We start from the raw sequence: 16,636 nt of genomic DNA, 5'->3' as shown, positions 1-16,636 counted from the left end.
ATGCGGAACCGGCCCTTCTTTCGGGTCGACCAGGATTAGGAGGCGGGCACCGCTGCGGTGATCTTCGCGATGCCGACCTTGAGGTCACCGGTGACTGCATCGGTGCCGTAGGTCTCGTTCAGAAGCGCTGCGGCCTCTTCGCTCACGTAGACGGTGGTGCCCTCGAGAACAGCGTTGCCGTTCTCGTCCATCTCGAGCGGGTTCAGCGTGGTTCCGTCGAGGCGGAACAGGGGCGCGTCCTCGACGACGACCTCGCCGTTGGCGCTGACGTCACCGAACAGGGTGGAGTTGTTGCCCGGGTCGATGTCGAAGTTGCTCAGCTCGACCAGCGTGGTGCCGTTGGTGAGGGAGATGCCGGAACCCTCGTGCAGGATCTCGCCCTGCACGTAGGGGCGGTAGTCCTCTTCGGGGTCGTAGTAGTCGACGTTGCCGCCGGTGATCGGGAACGCGAAGACGCCGTCCGTGAAGGTCGCCGTTCCGACCACGCCGGGGGTGAGGCCGAGTCCGGTGATGGCGTCGACGAAGCCCTGGTCGACCGTCACCTGGGTGTCGACACCGGTGAGGGTGGGGATCGAGGCCAGCGGCTCGGGCTCGGCCATGGTCTCCGTGTCGGACACCTCGGTGGAGGAGGTGGGCTCCTCTTCGGCCGGCGTGGAGCAGGCGGCGAGCGAGAAGGCCATCAGACCGGCGGCGGCGACTCCGAAAGTGCTCTTGTAGATCTTGCGCATGATGATTTCATCCCTTGTGTTGTTCTGACGTTGTGGTTGTCGTGCGGCCGTGACAAGGGTTCGGCGACACCGTCGAAACGGTTTGGAACGGGATTGCTTCGTGATCCGGCCGTTACCGGAACGGCGTGGGAGCCCGTGTTTCCGGGGATCGCCGGCTGGGAGCACGCTGAAAACGGGGCTATTGCCCGACGATCGATCGGATGGCGGGCTCCAGCTGTGGGTGCCGGAAGACGTAGCCGGCGGCCGACAATCGCTCGGGCAGCACCCACCGGCTCTTGAGCACCAGTTCTGTCTCCGTGCGCAGCACGATCGATCCGAGCTCGAGCATCCAGCGATACGCGGGCAGGCCGATCCGTCGTCCGACCGCCGTGCGCAGCAGCGCCATCAGGGTGCGGTTGTCGGATGGCTCGGGCGCGGCCACATTGAGCGGCCCGGTGATGGTGGGGGTGTCCCGCACGAATCGGATCACCCCGACGACGTCGTCGATGTGCACCCAGCTGAACTTCTGACGTCCCCGCGACGGGGCGTACTCGTGGAAGGTCCCGGCGAGCCTGCGCCGCCGGGTGGCGACCCAGGGCCCGTCGATCTGCGGCCCGCCGAGTCCGATCCGGGCGAGGCGGAGCAGCATCCGGAACGCTGGCCCTTCGCCGAGCACGATCGCCATGCGGAGCGCGACCCGGCGCGTGTGCGGCAGGTCGGGTTCGAAGAACGCCCGCTCCCACGCGGTCGCCACATCGACCGAGAAGCCCCGTCCGAGCTCGCCCGACGACTCGGTCATCGGCCTGTCCTCGGCGTGCCGGTAGATCGTGGCCGTGCTCGCGTTGATCCACAGTGCCGGCGGCGCGGAACTGGCGGCGACCGCATCGGCCAGCGCACGGGTGGTGTCGAGGCGCGAGCGCAGGATCTCGGCGCGGTTGCGCGCCGTGTACCGGCAGTTCACGCTCTTCCCGGCGAGGTTGATCACCAGGTCGGCGCCGTCGACGACCCGGCGGACCGCCGCCTCGTCGTCCCAGCGCGCGTCCGGACCGGCACGGCCGATGCGCAGCACCTCGTACCCGTCGGCGGTCAGCGCCCGGAAGAGGTGATCGCCGATGAAGCCCGAGGCGCCTGCCAGCGCGATCCGAGGGCGACCCGGTACGGTCACTCGGCTGCGGAGCCGGAGGCGAAGCGCTCGGAACGCTCGACCACCCGGCCGCGACCGTCGGACCAGCGGTACACCTCCACGCCCTCGATGAACACGCGCTCGGCGCGCGAGCCGGTGTCGAGCGGGTCGCCCGACCAGACCACCACATCGGCGTCCAGACCGACGGTGAGCGATCCGATCCGGTCGTCCAGCCGGAGGAAGGACGCGGGATTGGCCGTGAGCGCCTCGAGCGCGGTGTCGTGCGGGAGGCCCTCCTTCACGGCGAACGTGGCCTGGTGCACGAGAAACTCGATGGGCACGACCGGAGCGTCGGTGGTGATGGCGACGCGCACACCGGCGCGGGCGAGCGCCGCGAGGTTGGCGATGTCGCGGTCGCGCAGCTCGACCTTCGACCGCGACGTGATCATGGGCCCGAAGATCACCGGGATGTCCCGCTCGGCGAGGAGATCGGCGAGCTTGTGACCATCGGTTCCGTGGTTGATCACGAGCCGGTAGCCGAACTCGTCGGCCAGCCGGATCGCGGTGGCGATGTCGTCGTGACGGTGCGTGTGCTGATCCCAGGCAAGTTCACCCTCGAGCACGCGCACGAGGGTCTCCTTCGCGAGGTCACGGGCGAATGGCTTGTTCTCCCGCTTCGCGTACTCGCGGGCCTCGCGGTAGTCCTGAGCGGCGATGAACGCCTCGCGCAGCACGAAGGCGACCCCGAGCCGCGTGCTGGGCGTCTGCTTCTTCTCGCCGTACACGCGCTTGGGGTTCTCCCCCAGGGCCGACTTGACGCTCACCGAGTCGCTGATCAGCTGCTCGTCGATGGTGCGGCCGCCCCAGGTCTTGATCGCCACGGTCTGCCCGCCGATCACGTTGCCGCTGCCCGGCTTCACGACGATCGAGGTGATGCCGCCGGAGAGAGCATCGCGGAAGCCCTCGTCGTCGATGTCGATGGCGTCGAGGGCCCGCACACCCGCAGTGTTCGGGTTGGTCATCTCGTTGGTGTCGTTCCCGGCGACGCCGTTCGCTTCCTCGTGGATGCCCACGTGGCCGTGCGCCTCCACGAAGCCGGGGAGCACCCACTTGCCCGTCGCATCGATGACCGTGGCGCCATCCGGCGCCACGACATCGCTGCCGACCGCCGTGATCACGCCCCCGGAGATGAGCACGGTGCCGCCCTCGATCGGCGGTCCGATGACCGGAACGACGTAGCCGTTCACTACTGCGGTGACGGACGAGGCCTCGGCGGGTCGGGAGTCGTGACGGGACGAGGACGAAGAAGGAGTGGTCATCCCCCGAGGCTAATCCGCCCGGGCGGTGCAGGCCGGATTCTGCGTCCGACGGATGGGGAGCCGGGTCGAGCCGACGTCCCCCGAGCCGCTCAGAGGAACGCGATGAAGGGAAGGGTCGCGAGCGCGAGCCCACCGGCGGCGATCAGCGCGAGCGCCCAGCCGATGGCCATGACGAAACCGAGGACGATGCCCCAGATCGCATAGACCTGACCGGAGGGCTCCCGGGTCCGCGCGAGGAAGCCGAGCACGATCGCGGCGATCGGCACGAACAGGGTGAAGCTGAAGACGACGGAGGCGATCCCCAGCCAGAAGCTGGTGAGGCTGAGCGGCTTCGGGTCGAGCGCACCGACCGATGCCGGTCCCGAGTACGCGGTGGCGTAGGCGGAGCCGGGACCGTAGGGGTCGGAGGAGTCGAACGGGGGTGCGGAGGGGTGGTCGGCGCGGGGGCCGGACGGGGACGAGGGATCGAAGGTCGGGATTCCGGAGGTGGTGGTCATGCATCAAGGCTAGGAATCGTCGGAGTGACGGGCGATGGGGCTATCCCCCGCCGCCGCCGCGGCAGCCCCACGGTTCCGGCCCGGGTTCACCGCCCAGCCGTCGGACCGGTCGAGCCGTCGGACCGGTCGAGCCGTCGGACCGGTCGAGCCGTCGGACCGGTCAGGCGTCGGCGGGCGGCGCGGGAAGGCGCCGCAGCCCCTCGAGCAACTGCGCGAGGTCGGACGCGAGACTCACCCGGATCCACCCCTCCCCCGTGCGTCCGAACGCCCGTCCCGGCGCGACCGCGACGCGGTCGGTGAGCAGGAACCGTTCGGCCCAGTCCGCCACGTCACCGCCCGCGGCGTGTGACAGGTCGATCCACAGGTAGAAGGCGCCCCGCGGCTCGAGGTAGCGCAGGCCTCGCTCGTCGAGCAGGGCGAGGGCCTGCCGCAGATTGTCGCCGTAGTGCAGGCGCGCATCCTCCACGCAGTCCTGACTACCGATCAGTGCGGCCACGGCGGCGTGCTGTTCCGGCGTGCTCACGCAGCTGATGGCGGCCTCCTGCACGGTGCGCATGGTGGGGGCGAGTCCTGGCGGCGTGACGAGATATCCGACGCGGGCCCCGGTGAGGGCGTACGTCTTCGACAGGGAGAACACCGAGAACACCCGGTCGTCGGTGTCGAGGGACGCCATGCTCACATGCGGTTCGCCGTAGGTGAAGTACTCGTAGACCTCGTCGCTCAGTACCCAGAGGTCGTGCTCGCGGGCGAACTCCAGCAGCTGTTCGAGCACCGGCCGCGGGAAGACGGTGCCGAGCGGATTGGACGGCGAGTTCACGATGAGCACCCGGGTGCGCGGGGACACGAGGCGGTGCAGTTCGGCGAGATCCGGGAGGAAGCCGTTCTCGGGCCGCAGGGAGTAGTACGTGGGGACGGCCTGCAGCATCCGGGCGTTCATGCTGAACGTGGTGTAGCCCGGATCGGGAATCAGCACCTCGTCGCCCGCCGCGAGGGTGAGCGTCATCGCCTGGTAGAGCGCCTGAGTCGCGCCAACCGTCACCCACACCTGCTCCGTGTCGACCGAGACCGCGTTGTCCCGTTTCAGCTTGTCGACGATGGCGGCGCGGAGCGGAGCGATGCCGCCGTTCGGCCCGTAGTCGGTCTCGTTGCGCTCCCACGCCTCGATGGCGGCCCGGGTGATGTGCGGGGCGACGGGCACGTCGGGCTCGCCGACGCTGAGGGAGAGCACGTCGTCAAGGGCGAAGGACAACTCGAGGATGTGGCGGATGCCCGACGGGGGCACCGAGGCGATGTGGGGAGCGAGTTCCGGCATGAGACGTTCAGGCTAGCGGCGGGCGCTGGCTACGATCGACAGCATGGCCGCATCCGTCGTTCTCGTCCACGGTTTGCGCACCTCCCGCACGATGTGGCGGCACCAGGTGGAGCGACTCGAGTCCGTCGGCCATGCCGTGTATCCGGTCGACCTGCCCGGCCACGGCGGACGGATGGGTGAGCGCTTCACCCTCGACGCCGCGGTGGACACCATCGGCTCCGCCGTGACCCGGGCGGCCGAGGAGTCGGGCGCACCGGCCTTCCTCGCCGGGTTTTCGCTCGGGGCGTACCTCGCCCTCGAGTACGCCGGTCGTGGCGATGCGCCGATCCGGGGCGTTCTCGCCGCCAGCTGCGGCACCGTGCCATACCGCTGGATCCTGGCTCCCTACCGCGCGGGAGCGAACGTCATCGCGCGCCTGCCCGACCGAGGGCGGTCGATGAACGAGTTCTTCGTGCGGAGGTTCGTTCCCGCGCCCGGTGCGGATGACGTGCTCGCGGGCGGTGCGCCGCTCGACGTGATGGACGACGTGCTGCGGGAGCTCCGCCGGCTCACGCCGCTCGAGAGCGTGCGCCGCATCGACGTGCCGATCTGGTTCGTCAACGGCAGGTTCGACCACTTCCGACTGCAGGAGCGGGCCTTCCTCCGCGCCGCGCCGAACGGCAGGCTCGTGCACGTGCCGAACGCGAACCACATGGTGAGCGTGACTAATCCGGACGCCTTCACCGGCATCCTCCTCGACGCCCTCACGGAGACCGCCTGATGCCCGTTCCCTCCTTCATCGTCGAACTGCGCAAGCACGTCGGCACCGCCCCGCTCTGGCTCTCCGGCGCGACCGCGGTCATCCTCGACGGAAGACGGGTTCTGCTGGTGCGACGGGCGGATTCAGGCGACTGGTCGCCGGTGAGCGGCATCATCGAGCCGGGCGAGGAGCCCGGGGTATCCGCCCGCCGGGAGGCACTCGAGGAGGCGGGCGTGCACGTGCGCGTCGACAGCCTCGCCGAGGTGAACGTGACCGACACGTACACCTATCCGAACGGCGACATCGCGCAGTACCTCAACTTCACCTTCCGCTGCACGTATCTCTCCGGCGACGCCGCCGTGGGCGATGACGAGTCGCTCGAGGTTGCCTGGTTCGATCTCGACGACCTGCCGGACCTGCGGGCGGACTATCGCGCCCGCATCGCGATCGCGATCGCCGGGGACGTGAAGACGCGCTTCGTGCGCTGAGCGGACGGCGCCGGAGGGATTCGGCGCGTCGAAACACCCCCGTGTCGATTCCCCGTTCGGCGGCGAGACTGGTAACGTTGCTGGTTGGCTTGCGTGTGGATGAATTCATCCCACGATCTCGCCGCGAGGCGCCCTCTTCGCCGGACGGCACGGTAATTCTTCACTCACACGAACGAAAGACGATATACACGTGGCAAACATCAAGTCGCAGATCAAGCGCATCGGCACCAACAAGAAGTCGCAGGAGCGCAACAAGGCGGTCAAGAGCCAGCTCAAGACGGTCATCCGCTCCACCCGCGAGGCCATCAGCTCCGGTGACACCGACAAGGCCGCCAAGGCGCTGAGCGTCGCGTCGCGTCGCCTCGACAAGGCCGCCAGCAAGGGCGTCATCCACAAGAACCAGGCCGCGAACCGCAAGTCGGCTCTCGCCAAGCAGTTCGGCAGCCTCATCAAGTAGCCTGCACCCGCAGTCGAGAACGGCCCCGCTTCGGCGGGGCCGTTCTCGTTTGCCGGCGACGGTCGCTCAGGCTTCGTCGTCGTCGTGAGGCGAGGCGAGGCGTCTAGAGGGCGCCGCGGTGGGCGACCACGCCGACCATGCGCTCCAGCGCGAAGACCGGGTCGCGCCCCGCGCCCTTCACGCTCGCGTCGGTCTCCGCGAGCACCTCGATCGTGCGCCCGAGACCCTCGTCGGTCCAGCCCGCGAGGTCGCGCTGGGCTCGCTCCACCTGCCACGGGGCGAGCCCGAGCGCACCGGCGATCTGACCCGATCCGCCCCGCGCACCCGACACCCGCGCCATCGCGCGCATCTTCATGGCGAAGGCGGCGACCACCGGCACAGGGTCGGCGCCCGTGGAGAGCGCGTGTCGGAGGAGGGTGAGGGCTTCGCCGTGCCGCCCGGCGATGGCGGCGTCGGCCACCTTGAAGGCATTCGTCTCCACGCGCCCGCCGTAGTACTTCTCCACGGTGGCCTCGGTGATCTCCGCCGACGAGTCGGAGATCAGCTGCTGACAGGCGTTGGCGAGTTCGCTGAGATCGTCCTGGAACGCGGCGACGACGGCGCGCAGTGCTCCGTTCGTGATGCGCCGACCGGCCATCGTGAACTCCGCAACCGCGAAGGCGTACTTGTCGCTGTCCTTCTTGAGTTCGGCGCAGACGATCTCGATGCCGCCTCCGGTTCCCGCGCGCACGGCATCGAGGAGCTTCTTGCCGCGCACTCCCCCGTTGTGACGGAGCACGACGTAGGTGTCGTCGGCCGGCGAGGACAGGTAGGCCAGCATCTCCTCGAGGAAGACGTCGGTGCACTTCTCCACGTTCGACACACGGATGAGTCTCGGTTCGTCGAACAGCGACGGGCTCGCGAGCGTCAGCAACTCGCCGGGCGCGTACCCGTCCGCTTCGATGTCGCTCACCTCGAGGCTCGGGTCCTCCGTCTTCAGGGTGTCGCGCAGCATGCGGATGGCGCGGTCGGCCAAGATCACCTCGGTGCCGGATACCAGCACGATCGCTGCCGGGCGCACGTCGCTCCAGGCGAGCTGGGGTATCGCCACCGACGTCCTGCCGGATGTTCTCGCTGCCACGACGCTCCCTGCCGATCCGCTCTAGCCGGGCGATGCCGCCTCGCCCGGATACAAGAGTGCCATGCCGCCCCGACATCGCCGGACCGAGGTCGGTTCCGCCGCGTGTCCGCCGCCTGTGCGCTGACGGGTCACTCCCCGGATCGCTCGCGCCACACCGCCAACTCGCCCGGTCGCTCCCCCGCGCTCACGGCAATGGCCCCCGACGAGTCCGTGCGGGCCACGGCGGTGCCCGCCGAGGCGAGCATGTGCAGGAGCGCGTCGGTGGGGTGGCCGTACGTGTTGTCGGCTCCGACGGGGATCAGGCCGACGGACGCGCCGAGCAACCGATACAGCCGCGCGCTCTGGTCGGCCGATCCGTGGTGCGCCACCTTCACGACATCGACCTCCGGCGGCTCGGACTGCGCGGCCATCCGCACCTGCGCCTCCTCGCCGAGGTCGCCGAGGAACATCGACGACACGCATCGGGAAACGCACCGACCCTCCCCTTCGAAGGACAGCACCACACTCGCGTCGTTCGTGCCGGCATCGGCGCCGATCGCTCCGATCGTCGGCGCGGCGCGCGGCCAGTGGACGCGCCAGGCGAGCGTGCCGAGCGACCCCGTCATCCCGCGGTGGGCGTGGACGACCTCGGTGCCGGTGTCGACCAGTCGGTCGAGCGTGGCCCGGTCGGCCGCTGTTCCGGGTGGGCTCACCAGTGCCCGGTCGGCCCGGCCGATCACCGCGTCGATGCCGCCGATGTGGTCGAGGTCGTAGTGGCTGAGGATGAGCAGATCGATGCGGTGGATGCCGAATCGCTGCAGGCAGCGCTCGAGCGGTTCCGGTGCGGGCCCGACATCGACGAGGGCGGTGGCCGTACCCCCGCGGACGAGCACCGCATCGCCCTGGCCCACGTCGCAGACCGCATACTGCCAGTCCGTCGGCACGGACAGTCGCTCCCGGATGTGCGCACCGGTGAGCCCTCCCGCGTAGCCGCCCATGAGCACGAGCAGTGCCACCGTCGCTCCACGACGCCACGCGCGGTAGCGGTCGCGATCGCGGTCGCCCCGGAGGACGGCGAGGAGAAGCACGGCCGTTCCCCCCGCCACCGACGCCATGCCGAGTACGCCATCGAGCCACGGCAGACGACTGAGCGGAAGCATCGCGGTGAACGACGCCACGGCGGCGATCCAGGACGACGGGAGCCACGCCAGCGCCACGACGCCCGCGCCGACGATCGGCAGCACCGGGAGCACCAGGCATGCGACGAGCCCGAGCATCGTCGCGACCGGAGCGGCCGGCGCCGCGAGGAGGTTGGCCGGAACGCCGTAGAGCGGGAGAGTTGGAGCGAGCAGGATCAGCACGGGCTGGCAGGCGAGTTGCGCGGCCGTGGGCAGCGCGAGCGCGGCGGCGAGCCACCGCGGCAGCACACGCGAGAACGCGGCGGCGAGCGGGCGGGCGAGCAGGAGCAGTCCCGTCGTGGCGAGCACCGAGAGCACGAACCCGTAGTCGCGGCTGAGCCACGGGTCGCTCAGAACGAGCACGATCACCGCGAGCGCGAGCGACGGGATACCACGGGCGGGCCGACCGGACGCCAGCGCCGCAAGCACGATCGTCGCCATGAGCGCTGCCCGGAGCACGCTCGGCTGCGGTGTCACCAGCAGCACGAAACCGACGAGGGCCACGAGGGCGAGGGCGACGCGGAGACGTCGCGGCGCACCGAGGGCCGCCCCGATGCCGAGCACTCCCGCCACCACCACGGCGCAGTTCGCCCCGGACACGGCCGTGAGGTGACTCAGGGAGCTCGCCTTCATCGCCTCGTCGAGCGACTCGGGCACGGCGGTCGTGTCGCCGATGGCCAGCCCGGGGAGCAGGGCACCACCGTCGCCCGGCAGCCGGATCGCTGCCGCCCGGAAGTTCGTGCGGAGCGCGTCCGCCCGCTCGGCGAGCCAGCCGGGGGAGGCGACGAGTTCGGGTACACCGCGAGCGAAGAGCAGGAAAGCGACATCGTCCTCCGGCGCGGTGGCCGTCACCGATCCACTCACGCGGATCGTTGCTCCGATGGCGATCTCGTCGGCGGGAGACGCGCGGGCTGGTGCGCCCTCGGCCGCCCGGCCGTCCGTTCCCTCGCCGCCCATTCCCCCGACGGGCGCGAACACGAGCACCGGCACCGCGAGTCCGCTGATCGTCGACGTGCCGACGTCGGACCCCGGATGCAGTTCGGTCACGGTTGCCCGGATCCGCAGGCGAACCCCCGGTTCGCCGAACGTGAGCCCACGCCGCCCGGGAGCCGGCATTTCGGTCACCACGAGGGTGGCGGCCACCTGCTGTTTCGTCGCTGCGGAGTCGAGAAGGGGCGCCGGTTGACGCGACGCACCCGATGTTGCGGTGACCGTGGCCACTCCCGCCGCCGCCATCACCGCGAGCAGCCCGACGGACAGGGCGGACAGAGCCGGCGCTGTCCGCGGATCTCGCGCTGTCTGTGGTGTATGCGGAGTCCGAGCCGCGTCTTTCTCCCTGCCGAAGTGCCGCCCACCCGAGGGAGTGCGGTACCGCAGAACCAGCAGCCCCACCGACACCCCGGCGAACAACCACAGCCCTATTGCGGCGGGCCATCTCGCGACCGGCGCGGCGACCAGGACGAAAGCCGCGAACCACGCCGCGAACGCGGGCGGAACCAATCGCCAGTCCACGGTGCGGCGTGCTTTGGTCGCAGTACCGACCGCACCCGCCGCGCCTGTACCCGCCTCGCCCACGCCCACCGTGCCCGCCGCGCTCGGGCCCGCCGCCCCCGCACCACCTGCAACACCTGCCACGCCCGCACCCGAGCCCGCACCCAGGTCGCCGCCGGTCACACCGTCGCCGCCGGTCGCAGCCCGTCGACGATCTTCTCGCCGATGCCCGGCACGCCCAGTAGATCGTCGACCGAGGCGAACCGGCCATTCGCCTCCCTCCACTCGAGTATTCGTTGCGCCAGGGCCGGCCCGATGCGGGGCAAGGTGTCGAGTTCCGCCACCGTGGCGGAATTGAGGTTCACCAGCCCCGGCGGTCCGCCGGATGCGGCGCCCGGGGTGCTCCGGGTCACCGCGGGAGGCGGCTGGAGCTCGGGTGGGACCTCCTCCCCCATGGCTGGCACGTACAACTGCTCGCCGTCACCGATCCGGCGAGCGAGGTTCACCCGGGCCGGGTCGGCGGCATCCGTCAGTCCGCCGGCGGCGGCGATGGCGTCGATCACGCGTGCCGAGTCCGCCACATCGTAGAGACCGGGCCGGGTGACGGCTCCCAGCACGTGCACGAAGAAGGTCGCGGGTGGGGCGGCCGCGGGCGCGGCGGCATCCGTTTCGACCAAGCCGGGCGCGCTACCTGACCCGCTCGGTGCTCCGGCGGCGTTCCCGGATCCGCTCGATGTCGGCATTCCCGACGGGTCGGTGCCGGGCGTGCCATCCGCCCCGCTGGGCACCTGGTGATCACCACTCGACCCGGGAGCGATGATGCTCGTCGAGCCCGCCGGGCTCAGCGCCGAAACGAGCGTGGCGCCCGCGAGGGCGAGGAGCAGCAGAACCACGAGCGCGCCGGCACCGACGCGCATGCGCGGGATGCGGCCCTCGTGCGCAGCCGTGAGGGCCCGCAGCGGCTCCGAGATTCCCGTGTCCATGAGGGCACGGTAGGAGTGTTCAGACCGAGAGCGGCGGCGTGCTGATGGAAATGTGGAGGGACACCGTCGAAACCCCCCGGTGAGTGAGCGCGGCCGACCGCTCGAGGGACCCGGGATCGCTCGAAGTCCGCTGGGGAAGCGGCGATCTCGGGCACCTCACGCAGTCACTCGCTCGGCGCGGCCGGCTTCGTCGCGATATTCACCAGGCGCGGCGCACGCACGATCACGTTGACGATCTGCCGATCGGCCACGCTGCGCACGACCGCGGCGGATGCCCGCGCCAGCGCCTCGAGCTCCTCCGGTGCCACCTTCGGGCTGACCTCGAGCCGGTCCCGCACCTTGCCGTCGACCTGCACGACCGCGGTGACGCTCGACTCGATGAGCAGATCAGGATCGGCCTTGCGCCAGCCGGCGAAGGCGACGAGACCGTCGTGGCCCAGCCGCGACCACATGTCCTCGGCGGTGTACGGCGCGAACAGGCTGAGGGCGATGGTGACCACCTCGGTCGCCTCCCGCACCGACGGGTCCGCGCCCCCCACGCCCGTGTCGATCGTCTTCCGCACCGCGTTGACGAGCTCCATGGTGCGGGCCACCACCACGTTGAACTTGAACGACTCGATCAGCCCCGGGGTGTCGGCGAGGAACCGGTGGGTGACGCGCCGCAGTGCGGCGTCCCCGGTGTCGGGGTCGACGTCGGGCGCGCTGGTCACATCGCCGGTGAGCCGCCAGGCGCGGGCGAGGAAGCGTGCGGATGCGGCGGGCGAGACGTCGGCCCAGTCGATGTCATCCTCCGGCGGTCCCGCGAACGCCATGGTGAGGCGCACCGCGTCGACCCCGTGCTCATCGAGCTGCTCCGACAAGCGCACGATGTTGCCCTTGCTCTTCGACATGGCGGAGCCCTCCATGAGCACCATGCCCTGGTTGAGGAGCGCCCGGAACGGCTCGGTGAAGGTGACGTAGCCGAGGTCGAAGAGCACCTTCGTGATGAAGCGCGCGTACAGCAGGTGCAGGATGGCGTGCGTGACGCCGCCGACGTACTGGTCGACGGGCGCCCACGACTCCGCGTCCTTCGGGTCGAACGCCTTGGTGCCGTCGGTCGGGTTGAGGAAGCGGAGGAAGTACCACGAGCTGTCGACGAACGTGTCCATCGTGTCGGGATCCCGCCGCACGGGGGCGCCGTCGATCGGGCTCTGCACGTTCACCCAGTCCTCCGCCGCACCGAGCGGCGACGATCCGCGCGGGCGGAGATCCAGGCCCTCGGTGGGCGGGAGCACCACGGGGAGCTGATCCTCGGGCACCGGGATCTCTTCGCCGTTCTCGCCGTGCAGGATCGGGATGGGCGTGCCCCAGTAGCGCTGCCGTGAGATGAGCCAGTCGCGCAGCCGGTAGTTCTTCGCCGGGCGACCGGCGCCCTCGGCCTGCAACTGCTCGGTGATCCGCTTGATCGCGGTCTGCTTGCTGAGCCCGTTGAGCGCCCCGGAGTTGATCACGCGACCCTCGCCCGCGAGGGCGATCCCGGTGTTCGCCGGGTTCTGCTCGTCGAGGGCGGCGGCGTCCGCGCCGTCCTCCGGAATGATCCGAATGGCGCCGGTCACCGGCTGAGTCGTGTCCACGACCACCCGCACGGGCAGGTCGAATGCCCGCGCGAAGTCGAGGTCGCGCTGGTCGTGCGCGGGCACGGCCATGATGGCGCCCGTGCCGTAGTCCGCGAGCACGTAGTCGGCGGCCCAGATCGGGATGCGCTCCCCGTTCGCCGGATTGGTGGCGTAGCGCTCCAGCGGGATACCGGTCTTCTCCCGGTCGGCGGTGAGCCGCTCGATCTCGTTCGACTTCTGCACGCGCTGCAGATACTCGGCGAAGGCGGACTGGACCTCGGGCGTCGAGCCGGCCACGAGCTCCGCGGCCAGGTCGGAATCCGGAGCGACCACCATGAAGGTCGCACCGTGCAGGGTGTCAGGGCGGGTGGTGAACACGGTGATCGGTTCGTCGCGCCCCTCGATGCGGAAGTCGACATCCGCACCGATGGATCGACCGATCCAGTTGCGCTGCATGGTGAGCACCTTCGACGGCCAGGTGCCTTCGAGCTGCTTGAGGTCGTCGAGCAGGCGGTCGGCGTAGTCGGTGATCTTCAGGTACCACTGAGTCAGCTTCTTCTTGACCACCACGGCGCCGGATCGCTCCGACGTGCCGTCGGGCAGCACCTGCTCGTTCGCCAGCACGGTCTGGTCCACGGGGTCCCAGTTGACCCAGCTGTCCTTGCGGTAGGCGAGGCCTTTCTCGTACATCTTGAGGAACAGCCACTGGTTCCACTGGTAGTACTCGGGGTCGCTGGTGTGCAGTACGCGGTCCCAGTCGAAGGACGCCGCGTAGCGCTTCATCGTTCGCTTCTGCTGCTCGATGTTGTCGTACGTCCAGCCGCGGGGGTCGATGCCGCGCTTGATCGCCGCGTTCTCCGCGGGCAGGCCAAAGGAGTCCCAGCCGATCGGGTGGAGCACGTTGAAGCCCTGCTGGCGCCAGTACCGGGCGATCACGTCACCGAGCGCGTACGCCTCGGCGTGACCCATGTGCAGGTCCCCCGACGGGTACGGGAACATGTCGAGGATGTACTTGCGCGGACGAGTGTCACCGTCGAGCGACGTGGAGAACGGCTTCTTCTCCTCCCACACCGGAAGCCACTTGGCCTCGATGGAGCGGATGTCGTACTCGTTCGTGCCGGGCTGCACGGTCGTTCCGGGCTGCTCGTTCGTACCGGTGTTCTGGGAAGTCGTCACAGGGCTCGCATCTCGTCCGGGGGGTTGCCGCCCGCGGCCGAGGAAGTCGGCTCGGATCCGCGGCGGTTCGACTATCCAGAGTACCGACAGCGCGGCACCCGCGGTGCCCGGGTGAGGTGCGCGGATTCGCCCCCGTACCAACCCCGAACGGACGCGCGCTCATGCGGTCCCTCAGCCTGCTGCGGTCCCTGAGACTGCTGCGGTCCCTGAGACTGCTGCGGTCCCTGAGACTGCTGCGGTCCCTGAGCCTGTCGAAGGGGCGCGACCTTCACGGTCCCTGGGCCTGTCGAAGGGACGCAACGGGTTGCGGTCGTGTGGGGGTGCGGAGGTGGCGTGCTGGGGCTCCGCCCATAGATGCCCACCGACCCCCACCGCGCCACCTCCGCCCCCGACTTTCCGGACCTCTTCCGGTTCCGGAGGTGGAAGGCGCGCCCGAGAGAACAGGGCCTCGAACCAGCCACAAGGTCCCTGAGCTTGTCGAAGGGACACTGGCCGCACCGGTCCCGTCGCTTCGACAGGCTCAGCGACCGTGGCTAGCGGTCGAGGTGACTCCCCCGGCGCGGGACTAGTCGGGTGGGGTGTGGAGTCGGTCGAGGAGTCGGGTGCGGGATTTGGTGGCGGGTCGCCACGTGCCGAAGTACTCGATCCACGGCGGTGGTTTCACCTCGGGGACCCCGTGTCGCATGCGAATCTGCCACTGCGACGTGTCGATGGTGCGGTGGTGGAACCAGCACAACAGCACACCGTTATCCGGATGCGTGGGCCCGCCATCCTTATCAGGGATCACGTGGTGGATCTCGCACCACCCGGCGGGGATGGTGCAGCCAGGGATGATGCAGCCGCCGTCTCGGAGGGAGATCGCGCGTCGTTGTTGTGGGGTGAAGCACCGCTCCGGTGAACCCAGGCGCACGATCCGCCCTTCCCGGGTGAGGACGACCTTTTGGATGCCGCCGGTGCATACCATCTGCCGCACCGTCCGCATCGACACCGGACCCTCCACCCGATCCGACCAACCAACACCCCGGTTCGCTCCGAGGTCCTCCGCGCGGACCGATACGAGCACCGTGGGTGCGGCACCACCGATGGTAGGTGCCTGGCCGCTTCTCGCCATGGCGTCGATGATCGCGACGAAGATGTCATGCCGCTGCTGAGCCGGCGTCCGTAGGTCTTTGCCGCCTTCCGCTTCTGCGGCTGCCCGTTCTTCGTCGGTCATGAACGCGGGCGCGGTGGTCGGGGCCAGGTACGCATCGAACAGGGCCTTCACCCGTCCTCCGGCTTCCGCCATGAGCCGGAACGAGCCGTGCAGAAGCCCGTTGCGTTCCGGACCGAACCGGAAGTCCCGCACCGCCATCACCCTGTCCTCCGCCGGATCAAGGCCGTCGGGGTCGAGCTTCGCCTGCCACACCCCCACCATGACCCGCACCGAGTCCGCCGACGCTGGCACCGTCGAGTCAGGGCCGGTGCCGGTGGCAGCGGCGACCAACTCGACTTCCGCTTTCTTCAACTCGTCGAGAGAGCCGTGGGCGAGAAGCGGGGTGAGGCCCTTGGTGATCACCGTGGCCGCGTCGATACCCATGGTGCCGTCCTCGACGGCCTGAGCCACCAGATCGAATCGTGCTCTCGTGCGGTCGCCGCCCAGGAACGGGTCGCGACGCACATCACCGGCGAGTACTACTCGGCGGCGGGCCGTCGTCCCTGCGACCTGAGTGAGCTGCTCGATCAGATCCGCCGGGGTGCGGCACCCGCGGGACACAGCCAGCCCACGCGCGCCCCGGGACGGCCGGGAACGATCCGCAACCTCGCCAGCGAGAGCGACGCGCAATGCGTCGACGCGACGGCCGAGGCGCTCGACCTCGGTGACCAGCGCGAGAGTGTCGGCGTCGGTGAGGTCCGGAATGGTGGCGCACGAGAGAGCATCGGCGCACTCGGTGGCGAGTGCCCGGATGCGAGCGATCGCATGGCCGGCGCCATAGGGCTGCTGCTGGGCTGCGGCTTCGTCGTCCGGGGCTTTCATGCAGGTACTATCGCACACACCTACGGCATTCTCGCCCGAGGGTTTTCCCGGTCAGTGGCCGTTTCCCGGTCGAGCGTGTGGAGGAGAAGAGGGGGGCGGTCGACGGCGCTATATGTCCCTTCGACAGGCTCAGGGACCGTGAGGGTGGCGTCCCTTCGACGGGCTCATGGACCGTGGGGGTGGCGTCCCTTCGACGGGCTCAGGGACCGTGCGGGTGGCGTCCCTTCGACGGGCTCACGGACCGTGGGGGTGGCGTCCCGTCGACGGGCTCGGGGACCGTGTGGGTGCGTTCTTTCGATGGGCTCAGGGACTGTGGGGGTGGCGTCCCTTTGGTGGGCTCAGGGACTGTGGGGGTGGCGTCCCTTTGATGGGCTCAGGGACTGTGTGGGCTGCGTCCTTTCGATGGGCTCAGGGACCGTGGGGTGGCGTCCCTTCGACGGGCTCAGGGACCATGTGGG

General features: G+C 69.8%; 13 protein-coding genes. 3 read left to right on the top strand and 10 right to left on the bottom strand.

Annotated features, from left to right (window positions below; genetic code table 11):
• Window positions 1–35: 35 nt before the first annotated feature.
• The 5 genes from EY822_RS13360 to EY822_RS13340 all read right to left on the bottom strand — a co-directional run bounded on the left by EY822_RS13360 (window position 36) and on the right by EY822_RS13340 (window position 4,958).
• Window positions 36–728: a hypothetical protein gene (locus EY822_RS13360; RefSeq protein ID WP_150308966.1), complete on the bottom strand. Its 693-nt coding sequence runs from the start codon at window positions 726–728 to the stop codon at window positions 36–38.
• 178 nt (window positions 729–906) lie between these two features.
• The gene (locus EY822_RS13355) at window positions 907–1,872 is read right to left on the bottom strand and encodes an epimerase (protein ID WP_150308965.1); all 966 of its coding nucleotides are present in this window, start codon (window positions 1,870–1,872) and stop codon (window positions 907–909) included.
• Entirely contained in the window at window positions 1,869–3,149 is a 1,281-nt protein-coding gene (locus EY822_RS13350) for an amidohydrolase (protein WP_150308964.1), read from the bottom strand. Before EY822_RS13350 ends, EY822_RS13355 begins: the two co-directional genes overlap by 4 nt.
• An 89-nt stretch (window positions 3,150–3,238) precedes the next feature.
• Window positions 3,239–3,646 carry a DUF4190 domain-containing protein gene (locus EY822_RS13345; RefSeq protein WP_227497341.1) on the bottom strand — a complete coding sequence of 136 codons (408 nt, stop codon included), beginning with the start codon at window positions 3,644–3,646 and terminating at the stop codon, window positions 3,239–3,241.
• Window positions 3,647–3,806: 160 nt separating this feature from the next.
• Entirely contained in the window at window positions 3,807–4,958 is a 1,152-nt protein-coding gene (locus EY822_RS13340; protein ID WP_150308963.1) for a pyridoxal phosphate-dependent aminotransferase, read from the bottom strand.
• 43 nt (window positions 4,959–5,001) lie between these two features.
• Between EY822_RS13340 and EY822_RS13335 the strand changes: the two genes are divergently transcribed.
• The 3 genes from EY822_RS13335 (at window position 5,002) to rpsT (ending at window position 6,642) form a co-directional block, all read left to right on the top strand.
• A complete protein-coding gene (locus EY822_RS13335; RefSeq protein ID WP_150308962.1) occupies window positions 5,002–5,718 on the top strand; it encodes an alpha/beta fold hydrolase in 717 nt (238 codons plus the stop codon).
• On the top strand, window positions 5,718–6,185 hold the full coding sequence (locus EY822_RS13330; protein ID WP_150308961.1) for an NUDIX hydrolase: 468 nt from the start codon (window positions 5,718–5,720) through the stop codon (window positions 6,183–6,185). Before EY822_RS13335 ends, EY822_RS13330 begins: the two co-directional genes overlap by 1 nt.
• Before the next feature lie 190 nt (window positions 6,186–6,375).
• Entirely contained in the window at window positions 6,376–6,642 is a 267-nt protein-coding gene (rpsT, locus tag EY822_RS13325) for a 30S ribosomal protein S20 (RefSeq protein WP_150308960.1), read from the top strand.
• Between the two features lie 103 nt (window positions 6,643–6,745).
• Here the strand turns inward: rpsT and holA are convergent, their stop codons facing one another.
• The 5 genes from holA to EY822_RS13295 all read right to left on the bottom strand — a co-directional run bounded on the left by holA (window position 6,746) and on the right by EY822_RS13295 (window position 16,178).
• Window positions 6,746–7,762 (bottom strand): DNA polymerase III subunit delta, encoded by a 1,017-nt coding sequence (gene holA / locus EY822_RS13320; protein WP_150308959.1) that lies wholly within the window; start codon window positions 7,760–7,762, stop codon window positions 6,746–6,748.
• Window positions 7,763–7,890: 128 nt separating this feature from the next.
• Complete coding sequence (locus tag EY822_RS13315; RefSeq protein ID WP_150308958.1) at window positions 7,891–10,554, bottom strand: ComEC/Rec2 family competence protein; 2,664 nt, start codon at window positions 10,552–10,554, stop codon at window positions 7,891–7,893.
• A 35-nt stretch (window positions 10,555–10,589) separates the two neighbouring features.
• On the bottom strand, window positions 10,590–11,393 hold the full coding sequence (locus EY822_RS13310; protein ID WP_319803496.1) for a helix-hairpin-helix domain-containing protein: 804 nt from the start codon (window positions 11,391–11,393) through the stop codon (window positions 10,590–10,592).
• 164 nt (window positions 11,394–11,557) lie between these two features.
• A complete protein-coding gene (leuS, locus tag EY822_RS13305; RefSeq protein WP_150308957.1) occupies window positions 11,558–14,164 on the bottom strand; it encodes a leucine--tRNA ligase in 2,607 nt (868 codons plus the stop codon).
• A gap of 565 nt (window positions 14,165–14,729) precedes the next feature.
• Window positions 14,730–16,178, bottom strand: coding sequence for an HNH endonuclease signature motif containing protein (locus EY822_RS13295; RefSeq protein WP_150308956.1), 1,449 nt, complete (start codon window positions 16,176–16,178; stop codon window positions 14,730–14,732).
• Between the last annotated feature and the right edge of the window lie 458 nt (window positions 16,179–16,636).

It is taken from the genome of Planctomonas psychrotolerans, from assembly GCF_008642235.1.
Taxonomy (GTDB): domain Bacteria; phylum Actinomycetota; class Actinomycetes; order Actinomycetales; family Microbacteriaceae; genus Planctomonas; species Planctomonas psychrotolerans.
Note: the sequence above shows the minus strand (reverse complement) of the source record. Positions and strands in the feature narration are given on the sequence as shown.

Excerpts from the sequence above, each read along its gene's own strand:
- EY822_RS13345 (WP_227497341.1), bottom strand. The coding sequence starts at position 3,646 with ATGACCACCACCTCCGGAATCCCGACCTTCGATCCCTCGTCCCCGTCC.
- EY822_RS13350 (WP_150308964.1), bottom strand. The coding sequence starts at position 3,149 with ATGACCACTCCTTCTTCGTCCTCGTCCCGTCACGACTCCCGACCCGCC.
- EY822_RS13330 (WP_150308961.1), top strand. The coding sequence starts at position 5,718 with ATGCCCGTTCCCTCCTTCATCGTCGAACTGCGCAAGCACGTCGGCACC.
- EY822_RS13340 (WP_150308963.1), bottom strand. The coding sequence starts at position 4,958 with ATGCCGGAACTCGCTCCCCACATCGCCTCGGTGCCCCCGTCGGGCATC.
- EY822_RS13360 (WP_150308966.1), bottom strand. The coding sequence starts at position 728 with ATGCGCAAGATCTACAAGAGCACTTTCGGAGTCGCCGCCGCCGGTCTG.
- EY822_RS13335 (WP_150308962.1), top strand. The coding sequence starts at position 5,002 with ATGGCCGCATCCGTCGTTCTCGTCCACGGTTTGCGCACCTCCCGCACG.
- EY822_RS13310 (WP_319803496.1), bottom strand. The coding sequence starts at position 11,393 with ATGGACACGGGAATCTCGGAGCCGCTGCGGGCCCTCACGGCTGCGCAC.
- EY822_RS13295 (WP_150308956.1), bottom strand. The coding sequence starts at position 16,178 with ATGAAAGCCCCGGACGACGAAGCCGCAGCCCAGCAGCAGCCCTATGGC.